At 66.4% G+C, this 17,669-nt stretch carries 18 protein-coding genes; 5 read left to right on the forward strand and 13 right to left on the reverse strand.

Annotated features, from left to right (window positions below):
- Window positions 1-34: 34 nt before the first annotated feature.
- Together BX604_RS36465 and BX604_RS36470 are read right to left on the reverse strand one after the other, a co-directional pair.
- The gene (locus tag BX604_RS36465; protein ID WP_098556659.1) at window positions 35-277 is read right to left on the reverse strand and encodes an MbtH family protein; all 243 of its coding nucleotides are present in this window, start codon (window positions 275-277) and stop codon (window positions 35-37) included.
- Window positions 278-382: 105 nt separating this feature from the next.
- Window positions 383-1,051, reverse strand: coding sequence for an RNA polymerase factor sigma-70 (locus BX604_RS36470; RefSeq protein ID WP_098556661.1), 669 nt, complete (start codon window positions 1,049-1,051; stop codon window positions 383-385).
- 404 nt (window positions 1,052-1,455) lie between these two features.
- Between BX604_RS36470 and BX604_RS36480 the strand changes: the two genes are divergently transcribed.
- Window positions 1,456-1,692, forward strand: a complete 237-nt coding sequence (locus BX604_RS36480) for a hypothetical protein (protein ID WP_098556665.1) — start codon at window positions 1,456-1,458, stop codon at window positions 1,690-1,692.
- A 46-nt stretch (window positions 1,693-1,738) separates the two neighbouring features.
- Window positions 1,739-1,876, forward strand: a complete 138-nt coding sequence (locus BX604_RS39265; RefSeq protein WP_175688136.1) for an HHHH-motif protein — start codon at window positions 1,739-1,741, stop codon at window positions 1,874-1,876.
- A gap of 68 nt (window positions 1,877-1,944) precedes the next feature.
- On the opposite strand, the gene BX604_RS36485 is transcribed toward BX604_RS39265, so the two are convergent.
- The 4 genes from BX604_RS36485 to BX604_RS36500 all read right to left on the reverse strand — a co-directional run bounded on the left by BX604_RS36485 (window position 1,945) and on the right by BX604_RS36500 (window position 6,816).
- A complete protein-coding gene (locus BX604_RS36485; RefSeq protein ID WP_098557126.1) occupies window positions 1,945-2,970 on the reverse strand; it encodes a fimbrial protein in 1,026 nt (341 codons plus the stop codon).
- Complete coding sequence (locus tag BX604_RS36490; RefSeq protein ID WP_098556667.1) at window positions 2,967-3,713, reverse strand: fimbrial biogenesis chaperone; 747 nt, start codon at window positions 3,711-3,713, stop codon at window positions 2,967-2,969. Before BX604_RS36490 ends, BX604_RS36485 begins: the two co-directional genes overlap by 4 nt.
- A 16-nt stretch (window positions 3,714-3,729) precedes the next feature.
- Entirely contained in the window at window positions 3,730-6,183 is a 2,454-nt protein-coding gene (locus BX604_RS36495) for a fimbria/pilus outer membrane usher protein (protein ID WP_098556669.1), read from the reverse strand.
- Between the two features lie 120 nt (window positions 6,184-6,303).
- Window positions 6,304-6,816: a fimbrial protein gene (locus BX604_RS36500; RefSeq protein ID WP_098557129.1), complete on the reverse strand. Its 513-nt coding sequence runs from the start codon at window positions 6,814-6,816 to the stop codon at window positions 6,304-6,306.
- A gap of 145 nt (window positions 6,817-6,961) precedes the next feature.
- Here BX604_RS36500 and BX604_RS38795 point away from each other — a divergent pair, with 145 nt between their 5' ends.
- Window positions 6,962-7,213, forward strand: coding sequence for a hypothetical protein (locus BX604_RS38795; RefSeq protein WP_143748176.1), 252 nt, complete (start codon window positions 6,962-6,964; stop codon window positions 7,211-7,213).
- 441 nt (window positions 7,214-7,654) lie between these two features.
- Here BX604_RS38795 and BX604_RS36505 read toward each other — a convergent pair whose 3' ends face one another.
- The 3 genes from BX604_RS36505 to BX604_RS36515 are packed head-to-tail and all read right to left on the reverse strand — an operon-like array spanning window position 7,655 to window position 13,450.
- The gene (locus BX604_RS36505) at window positions 7,655-9,106 is read right to left on the reverse strand and encodes an efflux transporter outer membrane subunit (protein ID WP_098557132.1); all 1,452 of its coding nucleotides are present in this window, start codon (window positions 9,104-9,106) and stop codon (window positions 7,655-7,657) included.
- Window positions 9,106-12,243, reverse strand: a complete 3,138-nt coding sequence (locus BX604_RS36510) for a multidrug efflux RND transporter permease subunit (protein ID WP_098556671.1) — start codon at window positions 12,241-12,243, stop codon at window positions 9,106-9,108. The genes BX604_RS36505 and BX604_RS36510 overlap by 1 nt, the downstream gene beginning before the upstream one ends.
- A 19-nt stretch (window positions 12,244-12,262) precedes the next feature.
- Window positions 12,263-13,450, reverse strand: a complete 1,188-nt coding sequence (locus BX604_RS36515; RefSeq protein ID WP_098556673.1) for a MexX/AxyX family multidrug efflux RND transporter periplasmic adaptor subunit — start codon at window positions 13,448-13,450, stop codon at window positions 12,263-12,265.
- 151 nt (window positions 13,451-13,601) lie between these two features.
- Here BX604_RS36515 and BX604_RS36520 point away from each other — a divergent pair, with 151 nt between their 5' ends.
- Both BX604_RS36520 and BX604_RS36525 read left to right on the forward strand, forming a co-directional pair.
- Entirely contained in the window at window positions 13,602-14,249 is a 648-nt protein-coding gene (locus BX604_RS36520) for a TetR family transcriptional regulator (protein ID WP_098556675.1), read from the forward strand.
- A gap of 329 nt (window positions 14,250-14,578) precedes the next feature.
- Complete coding sequence (locus BX604_RS36525; protein WP_098556677.1) at window positions 14,579-15,856, forward strand: M23 family metallopeptidase; 1,278 nt, start codon at window positions 14,579-14,581, stop codon at window positions 15,854-15,856.
- 43 nt (window positions 15,857-15,899) lie between these two features.
- Here BX604_RS36525 and BX604_RS36530 read toward each other — a convergent pair whose 3' ends face one another.
- Genes BX604_RS36530 through BX604_RS36545 form a run of 4 tightly spaced genes read right to left on the reverse strand, consistent with a single transcriptional unit; the run spans window position 15,900 to window position 17,668 of the window.
- A complete protein-coding gene (locus BX604_RS36530) occupies window positions 15,900-16,469 on the reverse strand; it encodes a lysis system i-spanin subunit Rz (RefSeq protein WP_098556679.1) in 570 nt (189 codons plus the stop codon).
- A gap of 1 nt (window position 16,470) precedes the next feature.
- Window positions 16,471-16,785, reverse strand: coding sequence for a hypothetical protein (locus BX604_RS36535; protein ID WP_257146507.1), 315 nt, complete (start codon window positions 16,783-16,785; stop codon window positions 16,471-16,473).
- Between the two features lie 2 nt (window positions 16,786-16,787).
- Entirely contained in the window at window positions 16,788-17,396 is a 609-nt protein-coding gene (locus tag BX604_RS36540; protein WP_143748177.1) for a transglycosylase SLT domain-containing protein, read from the reverse strand.
- On the reverse strand, window positions 17,396-17,668 hold the full coding sequence (locus BX604_RS36545) for a putative holin (protein WP_098556683.1): 273 nt from the start codon (window positions 17,666-17,668) through the stop codon (window positions 17,396-17,398). The genes BX604_RS36540 and BX604_RS36545 overlap by 1 nt, the downstream gene beginning before the upstream one ends.
- Between the last annotated feature and the right edge of the window lies 1 nt (window position 17,669).

Here is a 17,669-nt window from a genome sequence, read left to right on the forward strand (position 1 = left end):
TTCAGGTGGTGCGCCGGAAACGCGGCGCAGCGGGTCACGACGCGCGCGATGCGCGCTCGCCGTCCATCGCGCGGCGCAGGCTCGCCGGGCGCATGTCGGTCCAGACGGTTTCGATGTGCGCGAGGCACTCTGCCTTGGTGCCGCGCACGCCCACCTCGCGCCAGCCGGCCGGCACGGGCCGGAACGTCGGCCAGATCGAATACTGTTCTTCGTCGTTGATGACGACCGTATGGACCAGGTCGTCGATGTCGGCGGAAGGCGTCGTGGCTTGCGTCATGATCGGAAATAGGCGGAAGACGGTTGAAGGAGGCGAAGCGGCGAACGGTCGAGAACTGCCGAATTGGCCGCTCCTGCCTTGAAGACGATTGGCCGGCGCGATTTTTTACCGCCGCCGCGCACGACCGCCGAGAAACACTGGGCACGCGACGCCGCGATGGCACGCGTCGAGGCATTCCGCGCAGTGCCGCTCCGCGTCGCGCACCATGAAATGCACAAGCGTCTGCGACACGTTCAGCGCGCGCGCCGCGGTCTGCAGCGTTTCCTCGCGTAATCGCACCATCTCGAACGCCGCGCGGCTGCGCGCCGGCAGGTCGTCGAGCGCGGCCCAGACGCGGCGCAGCGTGTCGCGCGTCAGCAGCGCGGCTTCGGGCGTCGGCTCCGGCGACGGCACGTCGAAGCCATCGTCCTCTTCCGTGTGATAGACGTTCTCGAGGCTTTGCCGGCGGCACGCGTCGATCGACGCGTTGCGCACCATCCGCGTCACGTACGCGACCGGCTGGCGCACCGCATCCTGGTTCGGGAATTCGACGAGCTTCACGAACACGTCGTGCACGACGTCCTCGGCCCGGCTCGCGCAGCCGACGAAGCCGCGCGCGACGTTGACCAGCATCGCCCGATGGGAAATCAGCACGTCGAGCAGCGCGCCCTGCGCCTGCCGCTCCGCGGCCCGGTTCGCACGCGGCGCGGAGCGCGGCGGCAGGTCCGGATAACTGCCAAGGAACGGGTTTGCCGTTGCCGTTACCGGCCGTTCGAGCACTTCCGCCATCGCCATCGTTCTGCTCCGTCCAATTCAGAGATAGCGCAATTTAACGTAAACGCAAATCATTCTCAATCACATTACCCAATCCCCCTGCTGCTTATCTGGATTTGTCTGATCAATTGGCGAAATCGTCGTCCGGGCGGATGTGTATCCGTCGTCGATCGGCGCGTGCGGAGTAGCTTTCCGACTGAAAGGAACCGCGCGGCGGCCGATACGCATCGAACATCCGCGCCCGACCAGCATTGCGCATGGCATGCGGCGAATGTCGCGATCGCGCGACCGCCTTGCGCGACGCCGACACGATCTTTCAACCCGCCGACGATGCGGGCTGCCTTGTCATTTACGGTAGCAACTTATTACGACGTGAAATTTTGGGGGCTCGTACGATCGAGTTGCCGTTTCCAAGGGAGAACAACATGAAGACCATCGTGTTATCCGCAGTCATGGTTGGCGCGCTGTCGAGCGTGATGCTGACCGGGTGCGTTGCGTACCCTGCCGGCCCGGCCGAGGTAACGATCGGCTGGCATGGCGATCGTTACTGGGACGGACACCGCTACTGGGAGCGCCGCGACTGGGAAGCACAGCATCCCGGCGGGCGTGACGATCATCGCGACGACCGCCGTGACGATCAGCGGCCGCAGTCGCAGTGGTAATGCCTTTCCCTTCCCGTGATCCGATACTCAACGACAGGACCTCAACATGAAGACGCTACTCAAGACCCTGACCGCAGCAGCCGTTGCCGCAGCCGTGCTCGTGCCGGCCATCGCCGAAGCCCATCCGCACCGCGTGTGCCACTTCGAGCATCACCATCACAAGGTGTGCCGCATGGTGCGTTGAGCATCGCGCAGCAGGTTTGAAAAAAGCGCCGGCATGCCGGCGCTTTTTTCATAGCGTGCGCGCGAACGTCAGTAGATGAACAGGCGGATCGTCGCCGTGCCGTTGAACGGACCGATCTTCGGCGGCCCGAACGCCTTCAGCACGGCGTCGAGCGTCACGCTCTGGTAGCTCACGTTGCCCGGCATCTGCGCGAGCACGAACTGCTCGTTGAACGGGATGGCCGTCCCGTTGCGGTCCTCGATGCCGATGCCGAAGTTGCTCTTCGGGTCCGGCACGAGCAGCCCGTTCTGCACGGTCTGCGAGGTCTCGAAGTAGCCGTCCACCCGCACCGGCACGCTGCACTGCTTGGTCAGCGCGAGACTGAACGGCCTGCGCGGCACCGCGGGCACGAAGCCGTTGCCCGTCGCCTGGACCTGGCCGAACTTCACGACGCCCGGCTCGGGCGTGACCTTCACGTCGACCATGCACGGTGTCGGTTTCAGGTTCTGCAGGCCGCTCAGCTTGTAGCGGAAACTTCCCTTGCTGTTCAGCCCGCGCTCGCCGTCGAACTGGAACACCGCGTAGATGTCCGACGGCGGCCGCACCCATGACCCCTTCTTGCGCACGACCACCTGATACACGATGCTGATCGGCCATTTCGGGCACATCCCGGCGTCCACCTGCCGGTCGGTCATCTCGCAGATCTTCACGCTGCGGTTCGTGTCGATGCCGTTGCCCGGCTGGCTGCTGCGCCCGTAGTAGTCGGTGCCCTCGAAGCGAATGCCGATTTCGAGCCCCCATGCGGCCGGGTTCTGCCGCTCCGGGTTCGCGTAGAAGTAGATCTGCTCGGGAAAGTCCTGCAGCCCGCCGATGTCCTTGTAGCAATAGCCGGTCGTCGTGCGCGGCGGCGACACCCAGATCACGTAGCCGTCCGGCGCGTCGGTCGGATACGACGCGACGTTGCCGATCGATTCGGTCAGCATCATCCCGCCGTTGTCCGCGATGCATTTGAGCGCCCACGCCGGCTGGGCCAGCGCGACGAACAGCGCGAGCACGCTCCACCTGAGCCACGCAGGCAGCCGCGCCGCCCTGGCGTTGCGTCGCACGCCGCTCATTTCTTCACGCTCTTGCACGCGCCCGCGCCGCACGCGTATTCGACCGCGACCTGGCCGCCGAAGTCGTCGATATGCGTGACGAACAGCGTCGACGGCATCGCGGCCTTGAACGGCACGTCCGCCGTGCTCATCGGGCTCACCATGACCGGATCCATCGGCACCGGCGTCTTCTGCGCGCCCGAGCTCACGTCGACCACCGTCACGTGGTACGGCGTCGGGTTGTCGAACACGAGCTTGTGCGCGGCCGCATCGACGCGCAGCGTCATCGGCAACGTCCAGTCTTCGTCGCGCGCCGGCTGCACGGCCTTCGGCCGGTAGAACAGCTTCATCTGCGTATGCAGCGCGATCTGCAGCGCGTTCGGCGTATCCGTCTTCGGCGGCACTTCGCGGATGTTCAGGTAGAACACCGACTCGCGATCGGCCGGCAGGGCGGCGCCCGGCAGCTTCGCGATCCGCAGCACGTTGCGCTCGTTCGCCTCGATGCGCTGCAGCGGCGGCACGACCATCAGCGGCGACGTGATCTTGTTGCCCTTCGCGTCTTCGAGCCAGGACTGCACCAGATACGGATACGTCGTGCTCTGGTTCGAGATCGTGACGATCGCGGCCTGTTCGCCTTCGTTGAAGATCACGCGCGTGCGGTCCGGCACGATCGCGGCATGCGCGAGCCCGGCGACCAGCGTCGTGGCGGCTGCGAGCATGCCCGATGCGCGCCGCAGGAAGGAAAGGGAGAAAGCAGGGTTCATCGCGGAATCCGTGGAATCAGGGTTCGTTCCGGCTGGCCGCTGCGTGCGACTCGCCGGGCGTCTGGCACGTCACCGGAATCGGCGTGCCTTCGAGTTGGAGCTGGTTCGGCAGCACGTCCACCGTGCACAGCGTGCGTTCGCCCGCGCGCACCGCGAGCACGGATTTCGGCTGAACCTGGGTCAGGAACGCGGCGCCGCCCTCGCCGACGATGCCGAGTTCCTTGCCGTTCGCCGCGTCCTGCACCGAGGCGCCGAACGGCAGCGGCTTGCCCGTCGTGTCGGTCAGCGTCAGGTACAGGTTGCTGCCGCGCGCAGTCGAGAACTTGACGAAGCCGATCGCGCCGTCGGTCAGCACCATGCGCTGGATCGGGTTCGATACCTGCACCTCGAGCGGCAGTTTCTCGACGTTGACGGCCGCGTCGTACACGTTGTACGGCGAGATCCCGTCGAGCACCGCATAGCCGCGCGAATCGGTGTGCGCGAGCGTGCCGGACAGCGGCACGTCGCGCACGCCGTCGGTCGACACCAGCAGGCGCGTATCGCCCGCGTTGCCGTTCGCGTGCGCGGTCAGCCCGTACTGCGTCGCGACGAACGAGCCGTCGACCTCGAGCGACGCGGCCGCATACGCATTCGCGACCGTCGATGCCTGCGCGGTCAGCTGGTACGTCGACGCGCGCTGGCGGAAGCTCGCATTCGCCGATGCGCGGCCGTCGGTCGCGCCCGCGTTGACCTGATAGGTGCGGCCGTCCGGATCGTCGTAGATATAGCCCGCGTTGACGCTGGTGCTGCCGCTGCCCGTCGTCAGGTTCGACGTGACGGTATGACGGCCGCCGATCGGCAGCGACGCGGTCACCGAGAACTGGTTGCCGCTCGCCCCCGCGCTCTGCGTGCGGAACATCGACATGCTGACGTTCAGGTTGCGCAGCGCCCCGATCGAGAACGCCCGCGTCAGCGTGAGGCCGACGCGCTGCTCGGACGTGCGCGCCCAGTAGGTCGTCTGGTCGTACGAGAAATAGGTCGACGTGGCGCCGAAACGCTTCGACAGCGTCGCCGAGTAGCGCTGCTTGCTGTTGGCGAGACCGTACGCGGTCGGGTCGCCGGAGAACTGCGCGAAATTCGTGTATTCACGCTCGGAAAAGCGGTAGCCGAAGAACCGCACGTCGGCATCGAGCGTATCGAAGTGCTTCGAATAGTTGATACGGTACGAGTTGCCGTTGCGCGTCGTGCCGTTCCACCACAGGCGTGCGCGCGCATGCGTGATGTCGGCCGACAGCGCGCCGAACGTGCCGAAATCGCGGCCGACGCCGAACGCGATCGACGTATAGCCAGACGCGGCGATGAAGCCGCCGTAGAGGGTGAAGTCGAGCGGGAGTCCGTACGCCGCTTCGCCGAAGCCGAAGAACGGCGTGATGCCCGCGCTGTCGAACAGGCGCGGCTTGCCGATCGCGGCCTTGTAGCGCAACTGCCCCGTGCGCGCGAGGAACGGCACCGCGGCCGTCGTCACCTGGAAACGCTGCACGCTGCCGTCCTCTTCCTGGACCGCCACGTCGAGCGTGCCCTGCACGCTCGTGTTGATGTTCTGCAGTGCGAACGCACCCGGCGACACGCGCGTCACGTACAGCACGCGGCCCGCCTGCGACACGGTCACGGTCGCGTTGGTACGCGCGACGCCCGAGATCAGCGGCGCATAGCCGCGCAGCGAAGGCGGCAGCATGCGGTCGTCGCTGCGGATCGACGCGCCGGTCAGCGCGAACGTGTCAAAAATGTCCGACGTCAGGTAGTCGTCGCCGAACGTCACCGTCGACTGGATCGACGGCAGCGCACGAAACGCGTAAAGCCGGCTGAAGCGGAACGAGCGGTCCGCGTAGGCTGCGCCGCCCACGTTCGACTGCGCCTGGTAGTCGCCGCGAACGCGCCAGGCATCCCAGTTCGCACCGATCGTTCCGTAGGCCTGGATCGAATTCGTTTGTTCGCCGCCCGAACCGAAGCTGCGGTTCGTGTTCGCGATCACGCGATAGTCGAGCATCGCGCCCGAAATACCTTCGGACCAGCGTGCCGGCGGCAGGTAGTTCGAATCGGTGAACTCGAGCGCGGCCTGCGGGATCGTGATCTTGAGGCGCCCGTCGCTTTTCAGGTAACGCACCGTCGAGCCTTCGATCGCGCCCAGGTCGACGCAACGCCCGCCCTGGAAGCGCGGAAGATCCTTGACGAGCGACGGCTTCAGCCCGAACTGCGCGACCAGCTCCGGGGGCAAACACGGCTTGCCCGCACCGGATGCGTCGAGCGCGATGAACTGGATCGCCTGCAGCCCGTAGTACAGGTCGTTGACCTGCACGTCGAGCATGTACTCGCCCGGCAGCGTGAAATCGGCCTGCGCGAACTGCGACAGGTCGACGTTGCTCGTGCCGTCGATGTCGAGGAACGACGAATTGAATTCCGTCGCATGGCTCTGGCTGCCGACGACCAGCACGGAGACGCAAAGGAAGGAATGTCTGATTCGCACGCGGCGCTACCGGAAGTCCAATGAGAGGGAAGCGGGAAGGAAGGAGAGGGAGGAAGGTAGTCACGCCCCCTCCTCCGGTACGGACGCTTACTGGTAGCTGACCGTGAAGTTCGCGACGCCGTCGGCCGTACCCGGCGTGACGCCGGCTGCCGTCGCTTCGTAGCGTGCGGCGAAGCGCACCACGTTGTCGCCGTTCGACAGCTGGGTCGCCCCTGCTTGCTCGACGCCGTTGTCGAGGTCTTCACCCGACGCGCTCTGCAGGCGGATGCCGACGTTGGTCGCGGAGCCGATCGTCGCGAGCAGCTTCGGCTGCGTCGGGTTCGACGTGCCCGTGAACGTGAATTTCGCCGTGTTCGAGATGCTGGTGTCGCAGTTGGTCAGCTTGATGTCGAAGGGAACCGGTTCCGACTTGTCGCCTGCCTTCGTGAACGTGTGGGTCGGCACCTTGCCGAGTTGCACGGTCTGGTTGACCGAACCCGAATCGATGCCGCATGCGCCTGCGACGATCTCGCCCGTGAAGTTGATCGTGCCGGTGCCCGCTGCGAAGGCCGAGGTGGACAGGGCTGCGAGTGCGACAGCGGTCAGGAGGGATTTTTTCATCATGGTTTCCGTGTAGTTGCAATGCGAATGGACGACGTGGCGGATACAAAAGGCAGCGTGTGGTTGGCTCCCGTCCGACACGAGGCGGCATTATCGAGATAACAATGAAAGAATTCTGTAAAGCATTGTTAAATTGGAAATGACATTGTTGGACCTTCACTCTTTCAGGCGAATTGCCTCCCCACCTTTTTCAATGCCGGCATTTTCTTTTGCAGTCCTTTTTAATTTCATCAAGTCACTTGAAAATCAAAGGCTTTTCCGGATCGAGGCCGCGCATCACCCGCGCTCCCTTGCGAACATTGGCTCGGGAGAACGCATACACCTAAATGACAAAACCCTGTCCGATGCCGCCATCGTTGTCGAACCACAACGAAAACCCCCGGCGATTCTCAAATGACAGGAAATTAACGACCGATTTACACGAACTCAAATCCGGCGCGCAAACGATTGCGAATCAATACAAACGTTTTACCGCGACACTTTGTCGCTCACATTATTTTCAATACGTAAATTAATCGAATCGTCAATTCAGTTTATAAAAGCGTGCGTAATGCCCCGTGCTACCGGGGCAATTGGCGCATTGATACGGAGGAAGAGAAAGGAAGGCAGTCGGAACGGATTCGTGCCGCGACGACGCGATCGGTCGCCGCACCGCGGTCGAGCCGAAGGTGGCCCGTCAGGTCGATAACCGGAAGGAAAAACGGGGATGACGACGACGCACGGCTGCGCGCATCGCCGAGGTCTGCCGATGCGTCAACGGCAGCAATACCCAACGAACGAGGACAGCGACGACGCGTCACCGCGCGTCGCTGTCCGTTGGCCGCTCACGGCGACGACATCACGCGGCAGACGCGTCGGACGATGCCGGCGCCCACCCGCCGCCCAGCGCGCGATACAGCGCGATTGCGTTCGCGAGCCTGAGCGCCTTGAGCCGGATCAGCTCCTGCCCCGACTCGTACGTGCTGCGCTGCGCGTCGAGCAGTTCGAGATAAGTCGCCACACCGCCCGCATAGCGGCGCTCGGCGAGCTTCAGCCGCGCACCGTCGGCCGCATGGACGTCCTGCTGCGCGTCCAGTTGCCGGTCGATCCAGTCGCGCGCGGCGAACGCGTCGGCCACTTCGCGGAATGCAGTCTGCACCGTCTTCTCGTATTCGGCCACCGCGATGTGCTTGCGCGCAGTCGCGACATCGAGATTCGCGCGATTGCGCCCGCCCGCGAAGAGCGGCAGCGTGATGCGCGGCGCGAACGTCCACACGCTCGTGCCGCCCGCGAACAGGGTCGAGAACGCGTCGCTGACCGAGCCGTAGTCGGTCGTCAGCGCAATGCGCGGGAAGAACGCCGCGCGCGCCGCGCCGATCTGCGCGTTCGCGGCCTTGAGCCGCGACTCGGCCTGCCTGATGTCCGGCCGCCGTTCGAGCAGCGCGCTCGGTGCGCCGGGCGCCACCGGCGCAATCGCGAACGTATCGAGCGCGCTGCCGTCGGCCGGCACGTTGCGCGCGAAGTCGCCCGCGAGCCATTGCAGCGCGCGCACGGCCTGCGCATGTTCGCGCGCCAGCGCGGCCTGCGACGCACGTGCGGACGCAACCAGCATCTGCGCCGAACGCAGTTCGATCGCATCGCTCGTGCCGGCCGCGTAGCGACGCTGCGTGAGCGATGCGATGTGCTCCCGTGCGTCGAGCGTGCGCCGCGCCAGCGCCAGTTGCTCGTGCAACGAACGCTCCGACACGTACGCACCGGCGACTTCGGCAATCACGCCGATGCGCACCGTACGCTGCGCGTCGGCCGTCGCGAAATACTCGGCCAGCGCCGCATCGGAAAGACTGCGCACGCGGCCGAACAGGTCGAGTTCGTACGCGCTGATGCCGACGCCCGCGCGATACAGCCCGCTCACCGCACTCTCGCGCACCACCGGGTCGTACTGGCGCGTGCGCTCGTAGCCGAGATTCGCATCGACCGACGGCATCAGGTCCGCACGCTGCACGCCATACAGTGCACGCGCTTCGTCGAGTCGTGCGGCCGCGATCCGCAGGTCGCGGTTGTTCGCGAGCGCCGCGTCGATCCATGCCTGCAGCGCCGGATCGGTGAAGTACGCGCGCCAATCGTCGAGCAGCGCGGCATCGGCCGACGCCGCGGCGGTGGCCGCAGTGCCGTCGTCGGGCGGCGCGTAGCTGCCCGGCACAGGAGCTGCCGGCCGCTCGTAACGCGGCGCGAGCGAGCAGCCCGCGAGCGCCAGCGCCGCGGCCAGCGCCAGTTGAACCTGCAGCGCCGCGCGTGCATTCCACGCAAACATCATTGCGAACCCTCCATCGTCGCCGGCTGCGCACCGCCGCGCCGGCGCGGGCCGACGTTGAACAGGCGCCCGACGATCACGAAAAACAGCGGGACGAGAAACACCGCGAGCACCGTCGCCGTGATCACGCCACCCAGCACGCCGGTGCCGATCGCCATCTGCGCGCCGGATGCGGCGCCCGACGCGAACGCGAGCGGCAGCACGCCGACCCCGAACGCGAGCGACGTCATCACGATCGGCCGCAGCCGCAGGCGTGCGGCCTCGAGCGCGGCGTCGACGAGCGACATGCGCTGCGCGACCAGGTCCTTCGCGACTTCGACGATCAGGATCGCGTTCTTCGCGGACAACCCGATCGTCGCGATCAGCCCCACCTTGAAATAGATGTCGTTGGGCATCCCGCGCAGCGTGACGCCCAGCACCGCGCCGATCACGCCGAGCGGGACGACCAGCATCACCGCGAACGGGATCGACCAGCTCTCGTACAGCGCCGCGAGCGCGAGAAACACGACGAGCACCGACAGCGCGAACAGCATCGGCGCCTGCGAACCCGACAGCCGCTCCTCGAACGACTGCCCCGACCACGCGTGGCCGACGCCGGCCGGCAGCTTCGCCGCGAGCCGCTCGATCGCGCTCATCGCTTCGCCGCTGCTGTGGCCCGGCGCGGCCGAGCCGTTGATCGTGAACGACGGATAGCCGTTGTAGCGCGTGAGCTGCGGCGGCCCGAGCGTCCAGTGCAAGGTCGTGAACGCGGCAAGCGGCACCATCTCGCCACGCGCGTTGCGCACGCGCAGCTTCTTCACGTCGTCCGGATCGAGCCGGTGCAGCCCGTCGGCCTGCACGACCACGCGGCGCACCTGCGTGCCGTGCATGAAGTCGCCGATATAGTCGGAGCCGAACATCACCGCGAGCGTCGTGTTGATCTCGTCCATCGACACGCCGAGCGCCGACGCCTTCGCGCGATCAATGTCGAGCTTCAGTTGCGGCGCGTCCTGCGTGCCCGCGAACATCAGGTCGGTGAGCGCCGGATCCTTGCCGCCCGCCGCGAGCAACTGCTCGCGCGCCGCGCTGAATGCCGCATAGTCGAGCCCGCTGCGGTTCTGCAACCGGAAGTCGAAGCCGCTCGTCGAACCGAGATCGGGCAGCGCCGGCGAGTTCATCGCGAACACCGTCGTGTTCGGCGTGTGCGCGAAGCGCTCGTTCACGCGCGCGACGATCGCCTGCACGTGATCGCGTTCGGCCTTGCGTTCCTTCCAGTTCTTCAGCGTGACGAAGATCATCCCGCCGTTCGGCCCTTCGCCGTACAGGTTGAAGCCGCCGAGCGCAAACGTGTAGGCGGCCGGCTCGTCGCGCCGGATGTACGCCTCGACCTCGCGCACGCTTTGCATCGTTTCCGCGAGCGGCGTGCCTTGCGGGCGGATCACCATCACCATGAAGTTGCCCTGGTCCTCGTCGGGCAGGAACGCGCTCGGCAGCTGCGTGAGCATCAACGCCGCGGCCGCGGTCAGCGCGCCGTACACGACCAGCCAGCGCAGCGGCTTCTTCAGCATCGTGCCGACGCGCGTCGCATAACGCTGCGTCGAACGCGCGACGAAGCGGTTGAACCAGCCGAAGAAGCCGCGCTTCTCGTGATGGTCGCCGGACACGGGCTTGAGCAGCGTCGCGCACAACGCGGGTGTCAGCGACAGCGCGAGGAACGCGGAGAAGCCGATCGATACCGCGAGCGCGAGCGCGAACTGCCGATAGATGTTGCCGACCGCGCCGCCGAAGAACGCCATCGGCACGAACACCGACGTCAGCACCACCGTGATGCCGACGATCGCACCGCTGATCTGCCGCATCGCCTTCACGGTCGCGTCGTATGGGCCGAGCCCTTCCTCGACCATCAGCCGCTCGACGTTCTCGACGACGACGATCGCATCGTCGACGAGGATGCCGATCGCGAGCACCATCCCGAACATCGTCAGCACGTTGATCGAGAAGCCGGCCGCATACATCACGCCGAACGTGCCCGCGAGCGCGACCGGCACGACGAGCGTCGGGATCAGCGTCGCGCGCAGGTTCTGCATGAACAGGAACATCACGAGGAACACCAGCACGCCGGCCTCGATCAGCGTCGTGACGACCTTGTTCATCGACACGCGCACGAACGACGACGTCTCGTACGGAATCTGGTATTTCACGCCCGGCGGGAAATACGCGGACAGTTCGTCCATCGCCGCGCGCACGCGCCGCTCGGTCGCCACCGCGTTCGAGCCCGGCGCGAGCTTGATGCCCATGCCGGTCGCGACCTTGCCGTTCACGTACGACGGATAGTTGTAGTCGTTGCCGCCGAATTCGACGCGCGCGACGTCGCGCAGGTACAGCGCCGAGCCATCGGGTTGCGTGCGTAGTGCGATCGCGCCGAAATCGGCCGGCGTCTTCAGCGGCGCGTCGGCGAACACCGTCGCCGCGATCGGCGCGCTGTCCGGCACCGCGCTGCGGCCGATGTCGCCCACCGTCACGCGCGCGTTGTGCGCGCGCACGGCCGACGCGATGTCGGAGGCGGTGAGGTTGTGCCCGGCCATCTTCACCGGGTCGGGCCAGATCCGCATCGCATATTCGGCGCCCCAGAACTGCACCTTGCCGACGCCGTCGACGCGGCGCAGCGCCTGCACGACGTTCGCCGATGCGTATTCGCCGAGCTGCACGTCGGTCATGCGGCCGTCGTCGGACGTCAGCGACACGACGAGCTGGATGTTGTCGGCGGCCTTCTCGACCTGGATGCCGTCGCGGCGCACGGGTTCGGGCAGGCGCGCCTCGACCGTCTTCAGCCGGTTCTGCACTTCGACGGCCGCGAGATCGGCGTTCACGCCCTGCTTGAACGTCAGGTACAGCGACGCCATCCCCGCGCTGCTCGTCGCGGACGTGTACAGCAGCCCCGGTGCGCCGTTCATCTCGCGCTCGATCAGCGCGGTCACCGATTCCTCGACGACCTGCGCGGACGCGCCCGGATACGTCGCATAGATGCTGACGACGGGCGGTGCGATGTCCGGGTACTGCGCAACCGGTAGCGCACGAATCGCGAACGCGCCGCCGAGCATGATGAAGAGTGCGATCACCCATGCGAACACGGGGCGATCGATGAAAAAACGTGCCATGTTGGTTTATCCGGACCGGTCAGGTTTGACGGGCGGCCGCCTGCGATGCGGCCTGCGTCGGCGATGCCTTTTCGACGGGCTTGACGGACGTGCCGGGCGCGAACTGCGCGGCGTTCTCGACGATCACGCGCTCGCCGCCCGCGAGCCCGCGCGTGATGCGCCAGTCGCGGCCGCTCATCTGGTCGGCGACGACGTCGACGTCCTTCACGTTGCCGCTCGCGTCGACCACGCGCACCGACGTGCGATCGGTCGTGCGCAGCAGCGCATCGCGCGGCACGAGGATCGCGCGCTGGTCGACGGCCGTATCCAGCGCGATCCGCACGTACGCGCCCGGCAGCAGCTCGCGCTCGGGATTCGGGAACAGCGCGCGCATCGCGACCGTATCGGTGGTCGGGTCGACGGCGAGATCGCTGAACAGCAGCTTGCCCTTCAGCGAATACGCCGTGCCGTCGGCGCGCAGCAGCGTCACCGCGACGTCGTGCTGCGCGATGCCCGTCGCGCGTCCGCTTTTCACCGCACGACGCAACGCGTCGACGTCGGCGGCCGGCTGCGAGAAGTTCACGTAGATCGGGTCGAGTTGCTCGACGGTCGTGAGCGGCGTTGCCTGATCCTGGCCGACGAGCGCGCCTTCGGTGACGAGTGCACGTCGTGCGCGGCCCGCGATCGGCGCCGTGACGGTCGCATAGTCGAGCTGCAGTTGCGCGCGGGCGAGTTCCGCCTTCGCGGATGCGACGTCGGCCTTCGCCTGCGTATCGTCGGCGACGGCCTCGGTGTGATCGCGCTCGCTGACCGCGCGGTCGCGCACCAGATCGTCGTAACGGCGACGCTTGTCGCTTGCCGCGAGCGCGGCAGCCTGCGCCTTCGCGAGCGCGCCCTGCGCGGCGTCGCGCGCGGCTTTCAACGGCGCGGGGTCGATGCGGAACAGCACCGCGCCCTGCTTCACTTCCTGGCCTTCCTCGTAAGTGCGTGCGGTGACGATGCCCGCGACCCGTGCGCGCACTTCCGCCTGTCGATAGGCGTCGAGCCGGCCCGGCAACTCGACGGTCAGCGGCACGGCCGTCGGACGGACCGTCACGACCGTCGCGTTCTGCATGGCCTCCGGCGCCTTGTCCTTTTCGCCCTTTCCGCATCCGGCCATGACCAGCAGGACTGCGAGCGCGAACGGCGCCAGCCGGGCGCGGCGCGACAACGAACGTTTGTTGTTCATCTATGTGATCTCGATCGTTCGCCACCGATACAATGCGGCGGCTCAGGGTGGCCGATTATAATCAGTCATGACTGATTAAATATGTGCATTTGTAATCCGTCCGTCATACTGTCTCAATAAAACGACAGCGAACTGTAAGGAAATTCACGACATGGCCCGCAAGACCCGGGAAGAATCGCTCGCCATCAAGCACCGGATCCTCGACGCTGCCGAGCTCGTGCTGCTCGAGAAAGGCGTCGCGCAGACGGCGATGGCGGATCTCGCCGAAGCCGCCGGCATGTCGCGCGGCGCCGTCTACGGCCATTACCGCAACAAGATGGAAGTGTGTCTGGCGATGTGCGACCGCGCGTTTGCGCGCACGTCCGAAGGCTTCGACGCGGGCGACAGCCTCCCCGCGTTCGGCACGCTGCGCCGCGCCGCGTCGCACTATCTGCAGCAATGTGGCGAGCCCGGCGCGATGCAGCGCGTGCTGGTGATCCTTTATACGAAGTGCGAACAGAGCGAGGAGAACGGCGCGCTGCAACGGCGCCGGATGCTGCTCGAGCTGCAGATGCTGCGCATCTCGAAGGCGCTGCTGCGCCGCGCGATCGCGGCCGGCGAGCTCGCGGCCGATCTCGACGTGCATCTCGCGGCCGTCTATCTGGTGTCGCTGCTCGAAGGCGTGTTCGCGTCGATGATCTGGACCAACCGGCTGCGCGGGAATCTGTGGAACGACGCCGAAGCGATGCTCGACGCCGGGTTCGATGCGGTTCGCACCTCCGGCGCGCTGCGGGTGCGCGCGCAAAAATTGCCAGGCTGACGAAAAACGGCGCAATAAATGCCGATCACACCCGATTTACCGCAGTGCGAAACGAATGAGCCGACCCTCTTTAAAATTTTTAACATTTCGCGGAACATCGGTAGACTGACGCGGTCATCTTTCTTTAGCGTCTTCGTGATAAATCGGGTTCGACCCGGCAAACTCACGCCGCCGTTCGAAGCGGGCCTGCCCGCGAGTTGGGTCGAACGGAAACGACACAGGCCCTTCGGAGGGCCTGTTTTGTTGCACGCCCGTCGCCCGCCCCGTCGTCGCCCGACGGATGTGCCGCCGATGGCTCCTGCCCACACCTCTTTGAACCGCTTTCCTGGATGTGGACACCTTTGGTCAAGCCTGCCGCAACCCCTGATGCTTTCGCGCCCGGCCGCGCGCAGCACCTCGTGCGTGCGCTCGTGCCGGCCGCCGTGCTCGGCGCCCTCGCCGCCTTTGGTCTCGCCGCCGCGCTGCCGGCCGTCTCGCAACTGCCGGGCGCCGTCGATTCCGGCACCGCCGCGCTGCCGCAGCGCGTGCTGTCCGACACACCGTTTCCCACCGCGCAGCATTTCGTGACGAGCGAGCTCGCGCGCACGATCGGCGAGCGTAACGAACTCACCGGACGCAACGACCGGAACCCGCAGCCTGGCCTGTTCGCACCGCTCAGCGCGCACCGCAACGACATGCTCGGCTATGCGAGCCTGTTCCAGTTCGCGCCGCCCGAACACCAGCACGGGATGCGTGCGGGCAACATCGAACTCACGCTGTCGGATACGCTGAACCGCCTGGACGTGCCGCCCGAAGTGCGCATCCAGCTCGGCGATATCGTCACCGGCAAGGTCGCGATGCGCGCAAGCGCGCACCGCGGCGACTACTACCGCATCGCGTACGACACGGACAACGACACGCCGCACCTCACCGCGCTCGAGCTGCGCGTCGCGGGCCGCACGTTCGGCGCGATCTGGTTCCGCGCACCGGGCGCCGAGCACGGCGCGTACTACACGCTCGACGGCGCGCCGCTCGAAGCGGCCGCGTTCACGATGCCGGTCAAGTGGACGCGCATCAGCTCGTTCTTCGGCGAACGCATCCACCCGTTGTCGCAGGCGATGGCGTTCCATACCGGCGTCGATCTCGCCGCGCCGACCGGCACGCCCGTCACTGCGGCGGCCGACGGCGTCGTGTCGTTCGTCGGCACCGATCCGGGCGGCTACGGCCACTACGTGATCGTCGATCACGCCGACGGCTATTCGACGTACTACGCGCACCTGTCCGCGTACGCGCGCGGGTTGAAGACGGGCGAGACCGTCAAGCAGGGTCAGCGCATCGGGTCGGTCGGGATGACCGGCGCGGCCACCGGCCCGCACCTGCATTTCGAAGTGCGGATCGCGCACGACCCGGTCGATCCGCTCGTCGCGCTCGCGAACGCGCAGACGGGGCTCTCCGACATGCAGCTCACCGCGTTCCGCCAGGAAGCGGCGCAATGGCGCGGCCGCCTCGCGTCGATCAATACGTCGCCGTTCGCGTTCGCACAGGGCGACGGCCCGCTGTGGGGCGACTTCGCGACCGATCCGTCCACGCTGCGCGCGGTCTTCAACACCCACTACAGCCCCGCTTGAATAAAGGCGGCACGGGAAAAGTGACGCCAAAAACAACGCTGCACTATTGCTGTGTCAGGCAGACGTTCCGGACGTAGTCCTGCAGGGCTTCGAGCTGGCCCTGCGCTTTGGTCAGGGCGTCCCGGAGGGTGAAATAAGCGCGTCGAGCGCTTGGCGCAAGTTCGGCGGGGGTTCCATTGTCCATGCCGGCGGCGCCGGAACCACCGGGCACGTCGTTGCCACCGGCTGCGCGGGCGGCTTGGACGGCGATGCGCAGCCGCACACGGCCATCGTCAACAGCGTGGAGCAGCCGATCGTTTTCAGCTTGGGCATTTTTCATCTCCTGGGAATGGCTCGCGTCGATCGACGCGAGCCGGTGCTGCATGTTCTGCTGGGCCAGCAGCGCGTCGTTTGCGGCCTTCGCCGCGGCGTCCGACACAGCCTTCAGGTCGGAGGTGTGGGCGGCCTTCTCGTCAGCCAGCTGAATCCTGCCTTCCTGGATCTGGGCGCCGTAATGCACTGCGTCCACCTTGTGCGTGGCAACGCCGCCCGTGGCAGCGCCGAGCGCGAACACCGCGACATAAAGCCAGAAATCCCCAGCGAAAGGGGCGAGCAGTTTGGTAATCAGGCCCATATCAGTCTCCGTCGGGGATGATGGCGCGCTGCCCTTCGTCCACTTCGATCGACTTCAGGCAGTGGTCTTTCTGGAAGATGTTGAGGAATCGGCAGAGCACGCAGCCCCAGGCGCGGCCGTTCTGCATCGCCTTGCCGGCGCGGCTGCTGATCGTCTCGCGCGGGTCGCCGCCGGCGACGGCATTGCCCAGGCAATCCAGCGAGTAGAAGCAGCTGTGGACGTAACCGTCGCCGTTCGGTCGGTAGATGCCGAGCGCCGCGAGCTGCAGGTTCCAGACGGCGATAGCCAGGTTGGCGATATAGGCGGCGACGATCATGGTCAGCTCCCGCAGACGCGCTGCCCCCAGGCGAGATACAGCGGCTGGTGTTTGAACAGAATCCACCGGGGGTACAGGCGGCTGTACTCGAAGTTCTTCGCGCTCTGCCCCGCGTTGACGTACTCGGTAGTGCCGAACCAGCGCCCAGGCATCGACGATCGCTTCTGCGCGCGCTGCACGTAGCCGACTCCCGCGTTGTAACCTTTCAGGGCGGCCGCCCACCTGTCGCATGGCGTGCCCCCCTTGACGCGGGCAAAGAGCCACTGGTCGTAACGCACCAGCGCGCGGATGGCCCACACCGGGTTGTACGGGTCGGGGGCGCCCAGCTCGGGAAAGACGCGCGAGATCATCGTGGCGGTGGCGTCCATGAACTGCGCGAGCCCGCGGCCGTTGTCCCACGCCGTCACGTCGGCACGCCAGTTGGACTCCTGGCGGATCTGGCCAGCGAACATCGGCACCGGCGCGCCGACGCCGTACACGAACTGGGCTTCGCGGATCAGCGTCGATCGGTACTGGAGCGCCGGGTCAGCGGCGTGCGCGTGGCGCGTCGCGATGAGCGAGCACCCACCGATGATCGCTGTCCACACAACCGCCTTGGCCCACAGCTTCATCACAGCCCCATGCCGACCGTCGCCATCGCGGCGGCCATGATGATGGCGCGACGGATCTGCTCGTGCCCGGTGGACGTGACGAGGATGCGCTTGAACGCGCGGCGATCCATCCAGTAGCCGACATGTGCGGCGACCGTCAGGTTGGCGAGCTTCCACAGCACGACCTGCACTTGCGGCTCGACGCCGAGCGTGCGCAGCGCGATGCAGCCCGCATACAGCACGGCTGCGATCAGCAACCACTCGATCATTCGCAGTTTGTCGGTCTTGCGCATA

The organism is Burkholderia sp. JKS000303, from assembly GCF_002563755.1.
GTDB classification, from domain to species: domain Bacteria; phylum Pseudomonadota; class Gammaproteobacteria; order Burkholderiales; family Burkholderiaceae; genus Burkholderia; species Burkholderia anthina_B.